Genomic DNA, 19,670 nt, shown 5'->3' with positions numbered 1-19,670 from the left:
AGTTGAAATGCTCTGGATTGTAGATCAGTTGTATGTGTTTGATTTTTAGTGGCCACTTGTGTTAAGTGGCCTTCTGATACATTGTTATTGAGTTTTTGTTTTCATTAAATATGTATTACAATAATTGTATATATTTGAGTTGATTATTATGTATTTATTCACCAGGATTTATGAAGAGATATTATTTGTTGTGCCTGATTTTTATTGGGAACATAGTAAATGCTCAATATGAGGAATTGAAAACAATTACCTATTTCGCATCAAGAATTGATAACCCAATAAAGATAAACTCACAAAAGAACGGTAATGATATCTTATTTTATGCCGAAAACAGATCAAACTACCCTTATATTGTTGAAGCGGAGTTTGGAAGCCTTGTTAATGTGACGACGGATAAACGTACTGTTAAGGAATTGGTTTATCCGGGGAGATGTCGTATCGCAACTTTAACTATCCGTGAGCAGGATCAGCGTTATGATTATCAACTTAAGTGGCGATACTATTTTGGACAATTGAACAGTGACGTCAATATGACGTATCCATACTTATTTCCGCTAAAGCCAGGTTATGTAATAACGCCTTATAAAATGAATCCAAATTCCAGTATTTATCTGATTAATCATTTTAACGTTTCTGAAGGAGATACGATTTACTGTATGCGTAAAGGTTATGTTGCTGCAAGTTCGCAGATGTTTCATGAGGAAGATCGAATATCAAAAACGAAATCTATTGAGATAATGCATAAAGATGGTACGGTGATGGTGTATGAGAATATTGATGCAACTCAACCATTAATCGATCTTAATCAAACAGTTTATCCGGGACAGGCAATTGGAGTGATTAATGAAAAAAGTTATCTAAGGATTCATTTGTGCTCTTTTGAAGCTGAAGGACGGATTAATGGTTTACCGATTTTATTTATCAAAGAAAATGGTATTGCAGATAATTTTGGACACGAATTTATTGACAGTAAGGTTGTTCATCCTGAGGATATAATTGCGAAAGAAATGACAAAGAGGGAAAGAAAAAAGTACAAACAAGGTAAACTGGCTTACAAATGATTGGAGTTTTATATACTCGTTGCATTTGTCGCTAACGAATAACGCTCGGAGAGTTTTAAAAAAGTATAAAGAAACAGTGCACTTCATGAGTGCACTGCTCGTTATATTATCTACTCGAATAACTCATTCAGCAAACCACCACTTTCCTTATTTGTGTTTTTACCCATAGGTGATATAGCCTGAATTAATTTGTTAATTGGCATTGATTGTAACCAAACTTTACCAGTACCACGTAAGGTCGAAAGAAACAATCCTTCACCACCAAAAACCATTGATTTTAGTCCACCGGCTCGTTCAATGCTAAAATCAATACCCTCTGTAAAGCCAACAACACAGCCCGTATCAACTCGTAATGTTTCTCCGTTCAGTTCTTTTTCAACCAATGTACCTCCAGCATGGATAAAAGCTTTTCCGTCACCTTCTAACTTTTGAAGGATAAACCCTTCACCACCAAAGAAACCGGCTCTAATGCGTTTGTTAAAATGCATTGATATGCGAGTGCCTAACGCAGCACACAAAAAAGCGTCCTTTTGCACAATAACACGTCCACCAAGCTTGCTTAAATCCAAAGGAACAATCGTTCCGGGATAAGGAGCAGAAAAGGCAACACGCTTTTTGCCATGGCCACGATGTGTAAAATGTGTGATAAACAGAGATTCGCCGGTAATTAATCGAGAGGCTCCGGAAGCCAGTTTACCCAGAAAACCTTGAGATGGATTAGAACCATCACCCATTTTTGTTTCAAACTGAATGCCATCTTCCATATACAGCATAGCTCCGGCTTCGGCAATCACTGTTTCATGTGGATCTAATTCTACTTCTACAAACTGGACATCATGCCCTTTAATTTCATAATCAATTTCGTGTGAATTCATTTGGTTTGTTGTGTTTAGTTATTGTTGTTCGATGAATTGAGGTAAGAAATCATTTTCTATCTTTTTCTTAGCCAAGGTATAACCTATTTCCACGATTTCATCAAATTTATGGAAATCCCACATCGAGTATTTATTTAGTTTTTTTATTTCAAAACAATGATCGCAATGGAGCTTGCTGATCCTTTCATTTTGAATAATTGAGAGATTAAAAACGCGCTCGGCCACATCTTTGGCATTCTTCACTTTTTCAACCCTTTTGTCGACAACCACACTGGAACCTATAACCAGATCGCAATCAAACATTAATGGCTCCGAAGGCAGGTTCATAAATAATCCACCATCGACATAAGTGTTACCGTTTATTTCCTGGGGAGTAAATGCTACCGGAACACTGCTGCTGGCTATTACCCAATCAAATAGCTGATTTCCTTCGCTGATAACCTTTACCCGGCCTGTATTTAGGTTACTGGCTGTGACAAAGAATGGTTTCTTAAGTTTTGAGAATTCGTCGTGTCCAATATACTTCTGAAGTGCTTCTTTGGCTCCTTTTAAATTAACCAATCCACCTTTCAGTAAATCAATATTAAACCAGTTCCAAACTTTTTCTTTCTTCAGAAATCGTAACATATCGTTGGATGAATAGCCTGCCGAAAGCAATGATCCGACAATGGCTCCCATACTTGTACCTGAAATTTTATCAATCGGAATCTGATATTCCTCCAAAACTTTAATTACGCCAATGTGCGCAAAACCTTTGGCACCACCGCCTCCTAAAGCTAATCCAACTTTACCCAGTTCCATTGTTAAATTACTTCAATAAGAATTTGCTTAAGGGCTTCAACATCATCTACAATGTATTCTTCTTCTGTTTTTTTCCAGTCGATGGTAATTCGCATAGTATTGTTCTGCAGAAGTTTCATAACATCCTCCTTGCTTAAGGTAATACCTGCCTTGTAATATGAAACATTCCATTTTTCGATAAACTTCTCTTCGATGTTATTAGTAAATGTTGCACTAATAGAATTTCCATCAGTCAATTGAAATGTCACCTGGCGATCTAAAGCAGAATAACCAAAATAACGATTTGCATCTCCAACCGGCATCATAAACTCAAAATCAAAACTAATAATACCCTTTGTGTTTGTTGCTGTCGCAGAACATCTCACGCGTCCCTTTTCTTCACCAAAGAAACGTGATAGTTTTTTACTTACAGCATTAAAAACTTCAACTTTTTCAGAGCTTGCCTCTTTTGTGTTGTCAATGCCAATATTACTTACTGAAGGTGCAACAATAGCTTCTTGCACAGGAGAGCTCATTTCAGGTTTAGTTGCCTGTTCTGAACGAATATCTTTTTCGTATTTCCAGGTACCATTCTCATATAATACCACCGTTTCACCATGTTGAGTAATGGCCTTAATGGTTTGCGATGACGCAATTGTACTTAACGATGAAAGTAAAATGGTTAATGCTAATAGATGTTTCATTGTACGTTATTTTATGCTTAAAGATAAAAAAATCATTGAAGGGTGCATGATACTAGCGCTGACAAAGACTTTTTGCAAACGTTTGTTGATATGCTTTTCGAAAAATCTATGATCTCTTGCTATCTCATCATGATAATGATGAGTGTTTTGAAAGTGGTTGATATACAGTGGTATATTGTAAATGTGATTGTCGTTAATAACAGATTTGATATTCACTGTGATTGTCTGTAAAAAGCAAAATGCCTGATTTCTGTCTAACTTTGGAGTTTTGCAAATTATCAGGATATATAGCGTTAGAAAAGGTACAGATTATGAAGAAGTTATTATTAGTTTATTTGCTTTTAGGTGTAGTTTTATCGGTTGGAGCCGAGGAACTTAAATCACCTGATGGTCGGTTGTTGATGGAGTTTGAAATTAAAGATGGCGTGCCTGTTTACCAATTGAGTTATGATGACAAGGCAGTTATTAAAGAGAGCAAACTTGGGCTTGAGCTGAAAGATGCACATGACCTGATCGGTGAATTTCAATTAACAAATGCAGAGACAAGTTCATTTGATGAAACATGGCAACCTGTATGGGGCGAATGGAAAGAGATTCGTAACCATTATAATGAGTTAGCTGTAACACTTGTGCAGGATGGTACGGAGCATGTTATGCTTGTTCGATTTCGTTTATTTAATGATGGGCTGGGCTTTCGATATGAGTTTCCTGAGCAGGACAAACTAACTTATTTTGTCATTAAAGAAGAACGTACTCAGTTTACTATGGCAGGCGATCATAACGCATTCTGGATTCCCGGAGACTATGATACACAAGAATATGATTATACCGAATCAAAACTGAGTGAGATACGCTCACTAATGGATAAGGCCATTACACCTAATGCATCACAAACACCTTTTTCTGAAACTGGTGTTCAAACTGCTTTGATGATGAAAAGCGATGATGGCTTGTACATTAATCTTCATGAGGCAGCTTTGATAGATTATTCGTGTATGCACCTGAATCTGGATGATAAAAATTTGATATTTGAATCACACCTAACACCAGATGCACGCGGAGACAAAGGATATATGCAGACACCTTGTACATCTCCTTGGAGAACTGTAATTGTAAGCGATAATGCAGCAGATATCCTGATGTCGAACATAACATTGAACTTGAACGAACCATGTGCATATGATGATGTAACATGGATTGAACCTGTTAAATATATTGGAGTTTGGTGGGAGATGATTACAGGAAAAGGTTCATGGGCTTATACTGATTTGCCAAGTGTTAAGTTGGGACAGACTGATTATTCAAAGACTACTCCAAATGATACGCATTCGGCCAATAATACAAAAGTAAAGCGTTACATTGACTTTGCCGCCGAGCATGGCTTCGATGCTGTCTTGGTTGAAGGTTGGAACGAAGGTTGGGAAGACTGGTTTGGTAAGTCAAAGGATTATGTGTTTGATTTTGTAACACCTTATCCTGATTTTGATGTAGAAATGTTACGTGATTACGCCAAAAGCAAAGGTGTGCGTCTAATGATGCATCATGAAACTTCAGGATCGGTTCGAAACTATGAGCGTCATATGGATAAAGCTTACCAGTTTATGGCTGATAACAATTACAATTCGGTTAAGAGTGGTTATGTAGGCGATATTATTCCGAGAGGTGAATACCATTATGGGCAATGGCTGGTGAACCATTATCAATATGCTCTTGAAAAAGCAGCTGAATATAAAGTGATGGTGAATGCTCATGAAGCTGTACGTCCGACAGGACTATGTCGCACTTACCCAAATCTGATTGGTAACGAGAGTGCCCGCGGAACAGAGTACGAAGCTTTTGGAGGAAATAATGTTAATCATACTACTATCTTGCCTTTCACACGTTTGATCGGAGGTCCGATGGATTACACTCCAGGTATTTTTGAACCTGATGTAAGCCAGTATAATCCTAACAACGGATCAAGAGTACGTACAACCATTGCAAGACAATTGGCATTGTATGTGACCATGTACAGTCCACTGCAAATGGCAGCAGATTTGCCGGAGACATATGCCAAGCATATGGATGCTTTCCAGTTTATTAAAGATGTAGCCATCGATTGGGACGATACCAAAGTACTTGAGGCCGAGCCAGGTGATTATATAACATTTGCCCGTAAGGAAAAAGGAAGTAGTAGCTGGTTTATTGGTCGTACTAATGATGATCAGGTGCGCACATCAAAAATCAAATTTGATTTCCTGACACCAGGGAAAAAGTACATAGCAACTGTTTATGCTGATGCTAAAGATGCTCATTGGGAGACTAATTCTAAAGCCTATGAGATTAGGAAATATGTGGTAACCAGCAAGTCAAAATTATCACAACAATGTGCTGCTGGCGGAGGTTATGCCATTAGCATTATTGAAGCCAAAGATAAAGCTGAAACCAAAGGGTTAAAGCGACTATAGTGTCACTTAATTAATTGTATGCGGCCTCCTTTGAATATTCGAAGGAGGCTTTTTTGTTGCTGCTGTTACGCACCTTTTATCTAAATAATTCGACCGTTTATAAAATACATCAGTTATATCGTTTGTTGTTTTTACGGATAATAATAAGTTTAGAGGATCAAAATGAACATTCTTTAAACTTAATTAATTCATCTATGATTACATTTCTAGGATTCATGGTTGCGGTGGCAGGTATTGTCGCCTTTGTTATTTCCAAACTCGAAAAACAAAATAGTAAACTGCCTGCGGTATTAAAAGGAATTACAAAAATGCATGGCATTATTCTCTTAATCGGCGGGGGTGTTTTAATGTTGCTTAACTCGATGTTTTTCTTTGCCGATAGAGGTTTTAACTATTTATTAGTTTCACCTACAGGACATATGAGTGCTGTAATGGAGCAAGGTATTAAGATAATGATGCCAGGAACAAAGCTTGATAAGTGGCAAAAGTACATTGACGTTAAAGTGGTGAGTAATCAAACCGAGTCGGATCTTGAAGAATTAGAAGGTGTTATGCAACCCATTCCAGTTCGTTTTATCGATCAGGTAACAGCTAAGGGACATGTATCTTTACGCTTTCAATTACCCGAAGATAGCCCTTCATTTATTAAACTTGCCGTTAAGTATCGAACAATGAGTAACCTTGTGAATAATACGATTATTCCAACAGTACGTGAGCAGTTAATTAACACCGGTTATATGTTTGCCGCGCAAAACTATATTTCAGGTGAAGCACAATCATTCCGCCAAACTTTTGAAGAACAATTAAAAGAAGGAACCTATGCAGTTAATAAATTAGAGGTAAAGGATACTTTATTTAATGAGATAAATATGACCGAGAGGGATCGAACTATCAAGGAGATTCAGACAAGGTATATAGTAGAAAAGATTCTTGAGAATGGGATTCCGAAACGTATTCCACATGAGTTATCAGAGAATAATATCATTGTATCCCAGGTTATTGTTGATAAGATTGATCTGGAGGCTACGTTTAAGCAACGATTAGAAGCGCAGCGCGATGAATCGGCTAAGCGACAGTTAGAGCAGCAGATGATAGAGACAGCTAAAGCTGAGCAGCAGCGTATTGTAGCACAAGGTGAGCGTGACAAGGCTGAAGAACGTGTGAATCAGGAAAAGGAGCAGGTAAAGGCTCTGATTGCCATTGAAACCAAGCTTAAGCAAGAGGAAACCAATAAAAAGCTGGCTGCAATAGCTTTGGAAACAGAGCGTTTAAACGCGCAAAAGAAAAAGGTAACAGCAGACGCTGAAGCTTATGAGATTTCAAAGAAAGTACACGCTGGTATTACACCTGAAGTTAAATTGGCCATGGAGTTAGACCGCGACGTAAAGGTTGCAGCAGAGATTGCTAAAATTAAATTTCCTGAAACTATGATAATGGGTGGAGACTCGAAAGGAGGAACACCATTAGAAAGTCTAATTGGAGCAGCTATGGCGAAGCAATTACAAAACAGTAAAGGCAATTAATAAAATTTGATTCAGTAAGGTCTCCTTTGAATTTTCAAGGGAGGCTTTTTTATGCAGTTCGAACAAGTTAGGCTATCTGTCAGGACGATTTCCCTGTCGCCTTATAGGCACTTCCCCAAGGGGAAGATGATTTGCATCATAGTAATCAATGCTCCACCTGGGAAGCTGTCTAAAGACTAAGGGGAATACATTGAAATATTTTTCCTATCTTAAAAGCATAACTTAAAACTTACAGCTATGACATCGAATGATAACACAAAATTAGTATCAGTATTCAACGGAACACCAATGGAAGTGGAAATGCTTTGCCAGATTTTGAATGATAATGGGGTAGAGGCGACCATGAAAAATCAGTTAATAGGTATGATTGCTCCACACCACACTTTAGATGGAGCCGATGTATTTGTTAAGGAGGAGGATAAAGAAAAAGCCTTGTATTGGGTTGAGGAATTCAAGAAGAGTTAAGTCATAGATAGTGGTCGATTAGAGTTTAATATGTGTTCAATCCATTTTAAAAGATTATCATGATCTCTATAAAATTGTTGGAAGGTATTTCAAATGAAACGCTTTATAGTGCTTTTTCAGCAGCCTTTAAAGACTATGAGATTCAAGTGAATCAAAGCGAACTATTCGAAATGTTGCAAAGAAGGGGCTTTGTAGCCGAATTATCATTTGGTGCCTTTGATAATGAAGACTTGGTGGCTTTCACTTTTAATGGAATAGGAAACCATAATGGCATTAGAACGGCATACGATACAGGTACTGGAACAATTGAGGCCTATCGGGGCAAAGGTTTAGCTACTCGGATATTCGAATACTCCATTCCATATTTAAAAGAAGCTGATGTAAAGCAGTACCTGCTTGAAGTATTACAACATAATGATAAGGCAATTTCTGTGTATCAAAAATTAGGTTTTAATGTGGAGCGCGAATTCAACTACTTTGTTAAGAGACAGGATAGTATACAGTTAATACCCAAGAAGCTTAAACCGGATTATAGCATTAGCAGTATTTCATTTGATCAGGTAAAAGAGCATGTTCATTTTTGCGATTTTGTGCCATCGTGGCAAAATAGCCTTGAATCCATTGAACGGCGTATTGACACCTTCCGCTTTTTGGGTGTCTTTTATAAGAAAGACTTGGTTGGTTACTGTGTTTTTGAACCCCAATCAGGTGATATTACACAAATAGCCGTTAACAAACTACATCGTCGAAAGGGCATTGGAACTCTATTGCTAAAAGAAACCATGACATATAATAAACACCAAGAACTGAAGTGTATCAATACACAACTTGAGTGTTCATCCGTCACTCGTTTTTTAACTGTGCAGAACATGGATGTTTCGGGTAAGCAGTTTGAGATGATTCGAGTATTATAAAAAACGAGTGATATCAATTTAAAATCTGTATGCTTGTCTTTTGTACCAATGTTTTATCTTCCTTACCATCGTGAAGAAAAATACGGGAAAGTGTAATTACACATTTGTGATAATAGAATTCGCGTACATACAAGGAGCGATTCAGCAACTAAAAGAATAGATTGAAAAAGTGAAAGTGTCGATAAAATCTCAGCAGGGATATAATGGATTTTTTAAGCAATGTGTAAAAACTGACTTTTAAACTAATGTTTAACTAAAAATTAGAAAAATGAAAAGGTCAGTTGTTATTTTATCACACTTTGGATTTTGGTTAATGATTTGGTTTCTAATCTTTACAATTATGAACTTGATGCCAATGCTATTGCCTTCTGAAAATTATAGTCCACTTACAAACTGGGCTGCATACAAGAGTGCCGCACTTGCTGTAGGTATGCTTTCGGTTCCATTTTATATCTTTTTCTTTTACACCAAATTGATAATAAAAAATGTAAAATACCTGGTTTATCCACTTTTGTTAATTATACCATTTTACATTGGCCATGCAATTTGGGGAGGCAATAACACATACAAGCATATGGATGCCTTAATGACTGTAGTAGTTATACTGCTATTTGGTTTTTTAGGAGGCTTATTTCAATTCTTCACTGATTGGTTTAAGAAGAATAGATTAAAAATAGAACTTGAACGTAAAAATTATGAGAGTAATTTCGCATTACTCCGTTCTCAAATCAATCCACACTTCTTATTCAACACTCTGCATAATATTGACACTCTTATTCATGACAATCAGGATAAAGCATCGAAATCGTTGGTAAAACTTTCAGATATAATGCGATACATGCTAAAAGATGCCCAATTGGAATTTGTTGAATTATCTAAAGAGATTGAACATTTAGAAAGCTACTTATCTCTTGAAAGACTTAGACTTAAAAATGAAAAGTTTCTTAATTTCACGATAAGTGGTAATTCAAAAGGGATAAAGATTGCTCCAATGATTATGATTCCTTTTGTCGAGAATGCTTTTAAACATTGCGTTGATTCGAGCATTGAGAATGGAATAATTATTAAGATTACGATAGAGAACGAAAAACTAATTTTTACTTGTTCAAATCAGTTTGATAAATCTGAGACTGAAAAAGACAAAGTTCATGGGATTGGCTTAGATACGGTCAAAAAACGATTGGAATTGATTTACAAGAATAAACACAAACTAATGATTGATTCAAAGGATTCTGTTTTTAGAGTAAATTTGGAATTAGAACTCAATGAAAATTAATTGTATAGCCATAGAAGACGAACCTCTTGCCTTAAAAAAGATTAAGGAGTTTATTGAGCAGGTTGATTTCCTGAATTTACTGGAAGGATTTAACAATGCAATTGATGCAATTGGATTTCTAAAGAAAAATTCCGTTGATTTAATATTCCTTGACATCAGGATGAAGAAATTATCAGGGATACAGTTTTTGGAATCCATACAAGTCAAGCCAAAAGTGATAATTACTTCTGCATATGATGAGTATGCACTTAAAGGATATGAATTAGATGTTGCAGATTATCTGTTAAAGCCGTTCACATTTGAGCGGTTTTTAAAGTCAGTTGATAAGGTTTATAATCAACTAGAAGACATAGAGAGTAATAAGTCAAATGAATATGTTTTTGTAAAAACAGAATATCGTATTGAGAAAATTGAGATCAAGGATATTCTTTTTATTCAAGGGATGAAGGATTATTTGCAGATTCATACAACCAATAGAAAGATCATGACTTTGCAAACATTCAAGAACTTATTGGAAATATTACCGCAAACTGATTTTCAAAGGGTTCATAACTCATATATTGTGTCGATTTCTAAAATTGAGAATATTGAAAGAAATAGAATCCGGATAGGAAGCGATTTGATACCGATTTCAGATAGTTATAAAGACAAATTTTATGGGATATTAAAGGAGCGAAAGATACTGATATAAGCAAATAATGAATAGAGTATGTGTGCTGACACAAAGTTGAATTAACAAAGGACACAGAGCAATTTGCAAATTCTCAACAAAGGTGAACAACGCCAAATACCAGGTTTGGTTTTAACTGATAGCTAAAAGTAAAACACAATGCTTTGACCTCATTCGATTAGTAAAATATATGAACAAAACTCCTATAAGCCACTATGCAGAGATCGTTTGCTACAATTAGAAATAAAAAACATATCTTCATTAAATGAGTAAAATAAATATATACCAGGTAGATACTTTTACCGACAAATTATTTTCAGGGAATCCAGCTGCTGTTTGTATACTACAAGATTGGCTTAGTGATGAATTAATGCAATCCATTAGTGCCGAAAACAACTTAGCGGAAACTGCCTTTGTTGTACCAAGAGATAATTATTTTGAGATAAGATGGTTCACACCCACAGTTGAGGTTGATTTATGTGGTCACGCTACATTAGCTGCAGCTTTTGTCTTGTTTAATTGCTTAAATTATTCTGAACCTGAGATTGTCTTTTTTTCGACTAAAAGTGGTGAACTGAAAGTGTCCTTACAAAAGGATATTTTGTTTTTGGACTTTCCAACCGATGTTTTATTGAAGGCTGATAATTTTACGCAAATATCAAATTGTATTGGGATTAAGCCTAAAAAAATATTTAAAGGAAAAACTGATTATATAGCAGTCGTTGATAATGAAGATGATGTTGTAAAAATAAACCCAAACCTGTTGGAAATATCCAAATTAAAAGCAAGAGGGCTGATAGTAACCTCTAAAGGCAAAGAAGTAGATTTTGTTTCTCGTTTTTTTGCTCCACAATCGGGAATAAATGAAGACCCGGTAACTGGCTCGGCGCATACTTCGTTGATTCCAATATGGTCGCAACAACTAGGTAAAGAAAAAATGTTTGCAAAGCAACTATCTAAGCGGGGAGGAAGTTTGATTTGTGTAAACAAAGGAGAGCGAAGTCAAATTGGCGGTAATGCAAGATTATATATGACTGGAAAAATAAACTTAGACTAAAATGAAAATACTTGCTATTGAGAAAGAAATAAGCGGAATTGATTGGGATAATGAAAATGATACTTTAGAGGCAGAAGCATATAGGGTTCACGAACTACAACAAATGGGATATTTAAGAGAGATCTATTTCAACGAAAGTCATAATGCTGTGCTTATTTTAGAATGTGAGTCTAAAGAAAAAGCCTTAGAATTATTAAAATCACTTCCATTGATCCAGAAGGGTCTTATTCGATTTGAGATAATGCAATTGAATCCTTACACCGGATTTGATAGAATAATTAAAGAATAGCCAACAGAGGAGAAAAGCTATATGTAATTTCGGTATTGTGGGTAATTTAGTTGCCATTTTTAGTTACAATAGTACCCATTCTTCAGTAATCGTTTAAAATGACCTTAAGTTATTGGTGCAGATTGAATAACGAGAATAACATACATTCGTAGTTACAGATTGTCCAGCCGATAGTTATCGGTTTCTAAACGGATAGTTATGGGTTTCCCAATCGATACTTAACAGCTTTCCAATAAAGAATCAAATATATATTGTAGAATACTAATCACATCTTTATTTGCTTTATGGGTATAAAGATCCGATCCGTAACTCGATTTATCTTATGCAGATTTAAGCGGAATTAATATCTGGAATTTTTGTTCCTCTAAACTGCATAATACTTCATAATACTGATTTGGGTATGTTTCTTCGAGCCAGTTGCATAAAGCATTTTGTTCAGCATCATTAAGCCATAATCTTGATTTGTATAATTCTTTTTCAATAAGTGATTGGTCGTGAATAATGTTTTTAATTATGGCTTTTTGATGCTCAAGATATGAAGTAATCATTGGGTGTTGTTATTAATTGCTTGATTTAATTTTGTGAGTGCAAGTAAAGCAAATCATTATTGTACGAGGTAAATCAAACGTTAACGGTTAATTATCTTGAGAAATCAATGGAACACAAATTAGCAGCTTATTTAATGTAGAAGTAAGGAAGAGTTAATGCAGTTTTACTTTAGTTTCAGGTTGTACAAGATAGATGATTCCTAAGGTATAATAAAAGCCCGCACCAAAAACGATGCGGGCTTTGCTATTTAGTTTAAGCATTTATTAAAACTTCATGCCTAAGCGAACCATAAAGTTGGTACCAGCTTGTGGAAAATAGCCATCAAGCACATCGTGCTCGCCAGCATAATAATAGCGGTAAACCCAGGCATTTGATTCATACTCTTCATCAAGCAGGTTATTTACCTTAAACCCAAGGTTAAAATCACCGACAGATGGTATCTTAAAGTCATAATTCACTAAAAGGTCGTTAACAAACCATGCATCCAGTTTACGATTGTCGTTTGAGGTATTGTCGATAAATTGCTCGCCTACATATTTGCTTAAAAGAGATACTGTAAGTCCGTTTGTTGGCACCCAGCTAAACTGGCTGGCAGCCGTGATAGCAGGCGAGAAGGCTATATCTGTTTCACCCAGCTCAGTGACATATTGATAAGGTTCGTTCTCGGGATCATCCCAATAGCTCCAATTGTCAACGTATTCGGTATAGTTTTTTATTTTATTGGCTGATAAAGCCAGGTTTCCGGTCCAGTTAAAGTTTGAAGTCAGGATAATTCCACCTTCTATTTCAATACCGGCCCGGTAGCTATCCGGTACATTCACCATAATGGCAGCACCCACATCATTAATTTCGCCTGTTAGAACCAGCTGATCTTTATATAGCATGTAATAGGCATTAAGTTTGGCAAATGCCTTATCAGTGTTGTATTCAAAACCTAATTCCCAATCATATAATGTTTCGGGTGTTGGTTTTCTGTCTGCCGGGGCATCTCTGAAATCGCTTCTCGATGGCTCACGCTGCGCCACTGCAAAAGAAGCAAATATGCGCTGTTGCTGATTCAGTTGATAGTTGATACCCATCTTTGGATTTACAAAGTCAAAATTGTACGATTGGGTTAAATCTGAATTATCATCGTGAGTGCCATTCATCGAATAGGCAACGTTACGATATTGGATATCTCCGTATAGCCAAAGCTTATCCATTACGGCACAAGTAGCTTTAATAAAACTGTTAAAATCTTGTTTCTTACCATTATTAAAATACCACTGGTGGTTGTGAGGTATGCCGTTGTTGTATTGGCTCCAGATTACATTACCAAAATGATCACCGTCATATTCATTGTAGGCTCCGCCAATAATAAGCTCAAGGTTGTTGTTGGTATAAATACCCGAGAATGTCCCGCCGTAGAAATGATTATCCAGCCACTTACGCTGAATTAAGTCGGTTTTCTCAATTTCCTCACCATTAACATTAATGCTTTCAAAGCCTACGTTGTAATCTTTAAATTTGCGTCCATTCTTAAAAGATTCGTAATAGCCTTCACCTTTGGTATAATGCAAAGCGGCTGTTAAATTCCAGAAGTCATTGGGGCGATGTGTGAAATGCAATTGATAATGGTCTTGTTGGTAATTGTCTGTTTGGTTTTCGTATAAGTATTTATTGAAGGTACGTGCATCTGAGTTGTATAGATTCTCAGCCTCTGCATCTGTCCAACCATCCATCATCACCAGTTTTTCCATACCTGCACGATCGTTCTCAAGCTTTACCTTAGGAACACCATTCCATGCCTGATAGGTTTTTTCCTTACCTGAGAAAGTAATGAACTTAATGGTCGATTGCTCGCCATAGTAACCGCCTGAAAAATAGTAGGATTTGAGGTCAGAGGTGGCGCGATCGGTGAAACCATCAGAATTAATACGTGACAATCGCACGTCAAAGGCCATATTGTTCTTTAGCAACCCGGTAGACACAGCGACCGAATTTTTCATAGTGTTATAAGAACCATAGCTGTTGTCAATAAAGGCCATTGTTTCAGCAGCAGAATTAAGAGTGTTCAGGTTAACAGATGCACCAAAAGATGCAGCTCCGTTAGTGGATGTTCCCACACCTCTTTGAACCTGTACTTTGTCTACCGAGGCTGCAAAGTCGGGCATATTAACCCAGAAAACACCTTGCGATTCGGCATCGTTCATAGGAATACCGTTAACCGTAACATTAATGCGGGTGATGTCTGTTCCTCTTATCCGAAGCCCTGTATATCCCACACCGGCACCGGCATCAGAATTGGTTACCACTCCCGGCATCTGATTCAGTAAAAAAGGTAAATCCTGACCAAAATTCTGTCGTTGAATTTCTTCAGAATCCATCTCAGATGTAGCAACCGGTGCATTTCTACTGGCACGAATTGCCGACACAATCACTTCGTCAGTCAGCACTGCAACCGGTGTTAGGGTAGCATTAAGTGTGCCGCCTTCTGCCTGGATTGTTTGAGTTTTGTAACCCACATAAGAAAACACCAATTCTGGCGAAGCTGTCTTGGTGGTGATCTTGTAGGCCCCTTGTGAGTCAGTAATGGTTCCGTTGTAAGAATTCCGAACAATGACATTCACACCTACCAGTGCCTCACCATTTTCGTCGGTGACATGTCCGTTAATAGTTGATTGTGCAAAAGCTCCCAGTGTTATCACTGAAGCCAGCACGAAAGCATAAAACCTCTTCATTTTAATTACGCAGTTTAAGTTGTTTAACAAATACCGCAATGAGATGTCGTAGGAGATAACTCTGTTCCCTTGTCGGCATTACCCGGCCAGGTTCGAAGGGTATAATCTCAGCCTGTTAAGGCACCCCATTGGAATTGGGCGCAAAAGTATGCACCCGAATGTTATTATCAAAGAAAAATAAGACCTTTTTATCTCAAATGTTATTTCTTTTTTGCCAAGTTATTGAATAATAGATGTAAAGGCAAGGTTGCAGGTTTTGGACTCTGAGTTTAGGTTTGGATTCTCACCTGCTGAATATAAGCAGTATGTAAACATCAGCTGATGAGTAAGAATGAAAACCAATTCTCGCTTGTTCTGAGAAAATATAGTTTATTGATTATTTTATCCTATACAATCGTCCCAATCTTTCCAAACCGGTTCATAGCCTCCATCTTTAATCATTTGGCAAACAGCTTCTGGGCTTCGGTCGTCATTCACTGAAAATTGCTCCAGAGCCTTGTTATAAACAGCATAACCTCCGGGTTCCGTCTTTGAACCGGCACTCATGGCAGTCACACCTAATTGCAACATATGGTTCCTGAATTTTTTACTCTCGCGGGTCGATAAGGATAAATCCACGTCGGGATTAAAAATCCGGTAGGCCATAATCAACTGGGCCAGTTGCTTATCTGTAACTTCCACATTGGGTTGAAAAGAGCCAACGTGTGGGCGCAGGCGAGGGAAGGAGATGCTGTATTTTGTTCGCCAATAGCTTTTTTCCAGATAATCAAGGTGCAAAGCTGTAAAGAAGGAGTCGGTGCGCCAGTCTTCCAGGCCTAATAAGCAACCAATACCAATTTTATGGATTTGTGCTTTCCCCAATCGTTCAGGAGTAGCTAAGCGGTATGAAAAGTCAGATTTCTTACCACGCGGATGATAAGCCTTGTAATTGGTCTTGTTGTATGTTTCCTGGTAGACATACACAGTATGTAATCCCAATTGGATCAACCCTTCATACTCCTCTTGCTTCATAGGTTGCACTTCTATGGAAACAGAAGGGAAATGAGGCTTAACCAATTCTACGATTTCTTTCAGGTAATTATAACCACAATCTTTTGGATGCTCACCGGTTACCAACAATAAATGTTGGAAACCCATGTTCTTGATGACCTCAATTTCCAGCAGCACTTGCTCATTATCAAGCGTGATACGATTAATGTCATTATCATGACTAAAGCCACAATAAGCACAAGCATTGGCGCATGCATTTGAAAGATACAAAGGAATGTACAATTGTATAGTTTTTCCAAAACGACGTTGGGTGATGGCGCGACTTTTAACCGCCATCTGCTCAAGGTAAGCTTCTGCAGCAGGAGAGATTAATGCCTTAAAGTCCTCTAAAGTAGCTTTCTCTGTGGAGAGAGCCAGCTCCACATCGGTAACTGTTTTGCTATATATTGATTGCGTTGTAGCTTCCCAATTGTGCGAAGCATGTACCTCTTCAAATGTTTTCATTTCTATTAAGTCCGAAGCCTGATTTCAATGTTTTAACCATTTCCCCTTAGAGAAGGAGAATATGGATATAATATTCTTTTAAGTATATCCCTTTAGGGGGATTGAACCACCATGCAAATTATTAGCAGTTGTTACTACAATTCATCCAAAAAAGCTGTCAACGGACTGGATGCCTCAGCGCCCATTGATTGAGTAGCCAGTTTAGCTTCATAAGCCATACGTCCTGCTTCAACTGCCAACTTAAAGGCTTTACCCATCTCTACCGGATTAGGCGAAACTGCAATGGCAGTGTTAACCAATACCGCATCAGCACCCATTTCCATGGCATCGGCGGCATGTGATGGTGCACCAATACCGGCATCTACTACGACAGGTACCTGGCTTTGCTCAATAATGATCCGCAACATTTCCTTGGTCTGTAAACCTTGGTTGGAGCCAATTGGAGCACCTAACGGCATTACGGCTGCTGTTCCCACTTCTTCAAGTCGCTTACATAAAACCGGATCGGCTTGTACATATGGAAGGACAATAAATCCCAGCTTGACCAACTCTTCAGCTGCTTCTAACGTCTCAATAGGATCGGGTAAAAGGTATTTAGGATCAGGGTGAATTTCTAGTTTTAACCAGTTGGTTTCAAGAGCCTCACGAGCAAGTTGTGCTGCAAAAATTGCTTCTTTGGCTGTTCGTACACCAGATGTATTGGGAAGCAAGTTAATACGCTCGTGTTTCAGGTGTTGAAGTATATCATCCGAAGCGTTATTCATTTCAACACGACGCAAGGCAACGGTTACTAATTCCGATTCGCTGACTTCAATAGCGTCCTGCATCAAGTTATTGGAAGCAAATTTGCCTGTTCCTGTAAATAATCGCGATTGAAATGTTTTATCGCCAAGTTGAAGTGGGGTCATATTTTTTAGCTTTTAGCTGATGGCTTAATTTATTAACGAAATTTTGTCCAGTTGGCTGAACTACACTTACCAATTTCTTCCAAAAGTTGGAGAGTTACCGCGCCAGGTTGTTCATTTTGTGAAATATATGATGAAATCGCAATGCCATGAATACCAGTCTTAAAAAGTTCCCGGAAATCATCAGGTACAATACCTCCAATAGCAATGATTGGAATTGATATGCCTGCATCCTTACATTGATCTATAATAGATTGGTACCCTTTGGTACCTAAAATTGGGCTTAAGTTCTTTTTAGTCTCCGTAAAACGAAAGGGTCCTAGCCCAATGTAATCAACACCCATATTTACTAAAGATTGAATATCTTCAAAGGTGTTGGCTGTTCCTCCAATAATAGCTTGAGGGCCTAATATTTCACGGGCTTGATCTGGTGACATATCATTTTTACCAAGATGTACTCCATCGGCTCCAATTTTAGCTGCAATCTCTACATGGTCATTTATTATAAAGGTAGCACCGTTATCCATACAGTAGCTCATAGCTTCAACAGCTAATTGTTCTATTTTTTCAACAGAAGCATCCTTAATACGTAATTGTACCCAATTACCACCACCAAGCACAACAGCTTTTATTTGCTCTAAATAGCTATGCTTTGATGGAGAAGTAATGAAGTGCAGACGCGATATATTTTTTTTATTCATAACAGCTTAATTAGTTGATCAGGTTATGGTGGTAGCCCAACAAAGAGTTATTGCTGCCTATAATTTTTTTGACATAGAAATGAGCTTTTGAACAGGCTGATTGAAGTGAACTTCCTAAAGCTAGTTCAGCTGCAATTGCGGATGAAAGAATGCAACCTGTACCGTGTTTTTGCAGGTCACCCTTTATTTTCTGAGACTTAACACGAAATACCTCAACATTGGCTGAATACAATTCATCGCACACTTCCTGGCCATTTTGATGACCGCCTTTTATTAGAATTGATGATTGAAGCAAGTCGACCAGGTATTGAGGAGATTGATCGGCAAAAAGTCTTTCAAACTCGAGAAGGTTAGGAGTTAAAAGATCGACTTTGTCTTTGATCAGGGTATTGATCTGTAGATGTAATTCATCGTGGAAAGAAAATCCGGCAGAAGCTTTTAATATGGGATCCCATACCACCATTGCTTCCGGCCAGTTTCTTTTTATCCATTGTAGTAGCTTATTCAGAATCGAAGCTGATTCAACTAAACCTATTTTGATGGCCTTTGGTGTGTGTTTTTTTGCTAATAAAAGCAGCTGTTGTTCAATCTCATCAAATGCTAACCATCTGACTCCTTCAAACTGGCTTTCATTCTGAAAGGTAATAGCTGTAACGACACCTAAGCCGTAGACCTCATGCTGTTCAAATGTTTTTATGTCACTTGTAATTCCTGCGCCACTGCTCGGGTCAAAACCGGCAATGCTCAGTACATAAGGTCTGTTGTTCATTTTTTAAGTCCATTTGTCGGTGACTTCTTTGAAGCGTTCCACAACGCCATCAATGTCACCATCTTTTTCAAATTGTGCCCACAGGTGTCCGTGTAAAACCACACCATCAAAGCCAAGGTCACGTGCTACGTCCACATTTTTATGATCTATACCACCTAAAGCTAATACAGGCACTTCATGATTTTTTTCTAAATAATTCTTTAGTACCGCTTGGTCAATGGCCGGGCCATATCCCTCTTTCGAAATACTTTCAAATACCGGGCTCAACAGCGCATAGTTAAAAGACTCACTCAAATTTATCAACTCACTCATCGAATGAACAGATATGCTCTTAGGCAATGCTTTATTGCTATAGTCATCAATTAGATGTCGATTATACGAGGTAAAATGAACGCCTCGCAAATCTTTAGGTTCAACAATTGCTAAATGACTATGAACAACTATGCGTTTATGATATTGAGTATCTATAGA

General features: G+C 37.5%; 19 protein-coding genes. 9 read left to right on the top strand and 10 right to left on the bottom strand.

Going from position 1 to position 19,670, the window contains the following annotated elements; translation table 11 throughout:
- Nucleotides 1-170: 170 nt before the first annotated feature.
- Entirely contained in the window at nucleotides 171-1,061 is an 891-nt protein-coding gene (locus AC4MRQ_RS14905) for a hypothetical protein (protein WP_491198486.1), read from the top strand.
- A 110-nt stretch (nucleotides 1,062-1,171) separates the two neighbouring features.
- Here AC4MRQ_RS14905 and AC4MRQ_RS14900 read toward each other — a convergent pair whose 3' ends face one another.
- Genes AC4MRQ_RS14900 through AC4MRQ_RS14890 form a run of 3 tightly spaced genes read right to left on the bottom strand, consistent with a single transcriptional unit; the run spans nucleotide 1,172 to nucleotide 3,420 of the window.
- Nucleotides 1,172-1,936, bottom strand: coding sequence for a TIGR00266 family protein (locus tag AC4MRQ_RS14900; protein ID WP_491198485.1), 765 nt, complete (start codon nucleotides 1,934-1,936; stop codon nucleotides 1,172-1,174).
- A gap of 18 nt (nucleotides 1,937-1,954) precedes the next feature.
- Nucleotides 1,955-2,737, bottom strand: coding sequence for a patatin-like phospholipase family protein (locus tag AC4MRQ_RS14895; RefSeq protein WP_491198484.1), 783 nt, complete (start codon nucleotides 2,735-2,737; stop codon nucleotides 1,955-1,957).
- Between the two features lie 2 nt (nucleotides 2,738-2,739).
- Complete coding sequence (locus tag AC4MRQ_RS14890; RefSeq protein ID WP_491198483.1) at nucleotides 2,740-3,420, bottom strand: hypothetical protein; 681 nt, start codon at nucleotides 3,418-3,420, stop codon at nucleotides 2,740-2,742.
- Nucleotides 3,421-3,731: 311 nt separating this feature from the next.
- Between AC4MRQ_RS14890 and AC4MRQ_RS14885 the strand changes: the two genes are divergently transcribed.
- The 8 genes from AC4MRQ_RS14885 to AC4MRQ_RS14850 all read left to right on the top strand — a co-directional run bounded on the left by AC4MRQ_RS14885 (nucleotide 3,732) and on the right by AC4MRQ_RS14850 (nucleotide 12,061).
- Nucleotides 3,732-5,867: a glycoside hydrolase family 97 protein gene (locus AC4MRQ_RS14885; RefSeq protein ID WP_491198482.1), complete on the top strand. Its 2,136-nt coding sequence runs from the start codon at nucleotides 3,732-3,734 to the stop codon at nucleotides 5,865-5,867.
- Nucleotides 5,868-6,061: 194 nt separating this feature from the next.
- On the top strand, nucleotides 6,062-7,390 hold the full coding sequence (locus tag AC4MRQ_RS14880) for an SPFH domain-containing protein (protein WP_491198481.1): 1,329 nt from the start codon (nucleotides 6,062-6,064) through the stop codon (nucleotides 7,388-7,390).
- 237 nt (nucleotides 7,391-7,627) lie between these two features.
- A complete protein-coding gene (locus AC4MRQ_RS14875) occupies nucleotides 7,628-7,855 on the top strand; it encodes a putative signal transducing protein (RefSeq protein ID WP_491198480.1) in 228 nt (75 codons plus the stop codon).
- Nucleotides 7,856-7,914: 59 nt separating this feature from the next.
- The gene (locus AC4MRQ_RS14870) at nucleotides 7,915-8,769 is read left to right on the top strand and encodes a GNAT family N-acetyltransferase (RefSeq protein WP_491198479.1); all 855 of its coding nucleotides are present in this window, start codon (nucleotides 7,915-7,917) and stop codon (nucleotides 8,767-8,769) included.
- Nucleotides 8,770-9,037: 268 nt separating this feature from the next.
- Nucleotides 9,038-10,045 (top strand): sensor histidine kinase, encoded by a 1,008-nt coding sequence (locus tag AC4MRQ_RS14865; RefSeq protein WP_491198478.1) that lies wholly within the window; start codon nucleotides 9,038-9,040, stop codon nucleotides 10,043-10,045.
- On the top strand, nucleotides 10,035-10,736 hold the full coding sequence (locus AC4MRQ_RS14860) for a LytR/AlgR family response regulator transcription factor (protein ID WP_491198477.1): 702 nt from the start codon (nucleotides 10,035-10,037) through the stop codon (nucleotides 10,734-10,736). The genes AC4MRQ_RS14865 and AC4MRQ_RS14860 overlap by 11 nt, the downstream gene beginning before the upstream one ends.
- Before the next feature lie 244 nt (nucleotides 10,737-10,980).
- Nucleotides 10,981-11,772 carry a PhzF family phenazine biosynthesis protein gene (locus AC4MRQ_RS14855; protein ID WP_491198476.1) on the top strand — a complete coding sequence of 264 codons (792 nt, stop codon included), beginning with the start codon at nucleotides 10,981-10,983 and terminating at the stop codon, nucleotides 11,770-11,772.
- A gap of 1 nt (nucleotide 11,773) precedes the next feature.
- Nucleotides 11,774-12,061 (top strand): hypothetical protein, encoded by a 288-nt coding sequence (locus tag AC4MRQ_RS14850; protein WP_491198475.1) that lies wholly within the window; start codon nucleotides 11,774-11,776, stop codon nucleotides 12,059-12,061.
- Between the two features lie 320 nt (nucleotides 12,062-12,381).
- Here the strand turns inward: AC4MRQ_RS14850 and AC4MRQ_RS14845 are convergent, their stop codons facing one another.
- The 7 genes from AC4MRQ_RS14845 to AC4MRQ_RS14815 form a co-directional block, all read right to left on the bottom strand.
- Nucleotides 12,382-12,609 carry a hypothetical protein gene (locus tag AC4MRQ_RS14845; protein ID WP_491198474.1) on the bottom strand — a complete coding sequence of 76 codons (228 nt, stop codon included), beginning with the start codon at nucleotides 12,607-12,609 and terminating at the stop codon, nucleotides 12,382-12,384.
- 264 nt (nucleotides 12,610-12,873) lie between these two features.
- A complete protein-coding gene (locus AC4MRQ_RS14840; protein ID WP_491198473.1) occupies nucleotides 12,874-15,330 on the bottom strand; it encodes a TonB-dependent receptor in 2,457 nt (818 codons plus the stop codon).
- 381 nt (nucleotides 15,331-15,711) lie between these two features.
- The gene (gene thiH, locus AC4MRQ_RS14835) at nucleotides 15,712-16,824 is read right to left on the bottom strand and encodes a 2-iminoacetate synthase ThiH (RefSeq protein WP_491198472.1); all 1,113 of its coding nucleotides are present in this window, start codon (nucleotides 16,822-16,824) and stop codon (nucleotides 15,712-15,714) included.
- Between the two features lie 134 nt (nucleotides 16,825-16,958).
- Nucleotides 16,959-17,732, bottom strand: a complete 774-nt coding sequence (locus AC4MRQ_RS14830) for a thiazole synthase (protein WP_491198471.1) — start codon at nucleotides 17,730-17,732, stop codon at nucleotides 16,959-16,961.
- Nucleotides 17,733-17,764: 32 nt separating this feature from the next.
- Nucleotides 17,765-18,430, bottom strand: a complete 666-nt coding sequence (locus AC4MRQ_RS14825) for a thiamine phosphate synthase (RefSeq protein WP_491198470.1) — start codon at nucleotides 18,428-18,430, stop codon at nucleotides 17,765-17,767.
- 10 nt (nucleotides 18,431-18,440) lie between these two features.
- Nucleotides 18,441-19,199 (bottom strand): hydroxymethylpyrimidine/phosphomethylpyrimidine kinase, encoded by a 759-nt coding sequence (locus AC4MRQ_RS14820; protein WP_491198469.1) that lies wholly within the window; start codon nucleotides 19,197-19,199, stop codon nucleotides 18,441-18,443.
- Between the two features lie 3 nt (nucleotides 19,200-19,202).
- Nucleotides 19,203-19,670, bottom strand: a 468-nt coding sequence (locus AC4MRQ_RS14815) for a thiamine phosphate synthase (protein WP_491198468.1), incomplete at its 5' end; no start/stop codon positions are given.

This window comes from Carboxylicivirga sp. (assembly GCF_982718395.1).
Note: the sequence above shows the minus strand (reverse complement) of the source record. Positions and strands in the feature narration are given on the sequence as shown.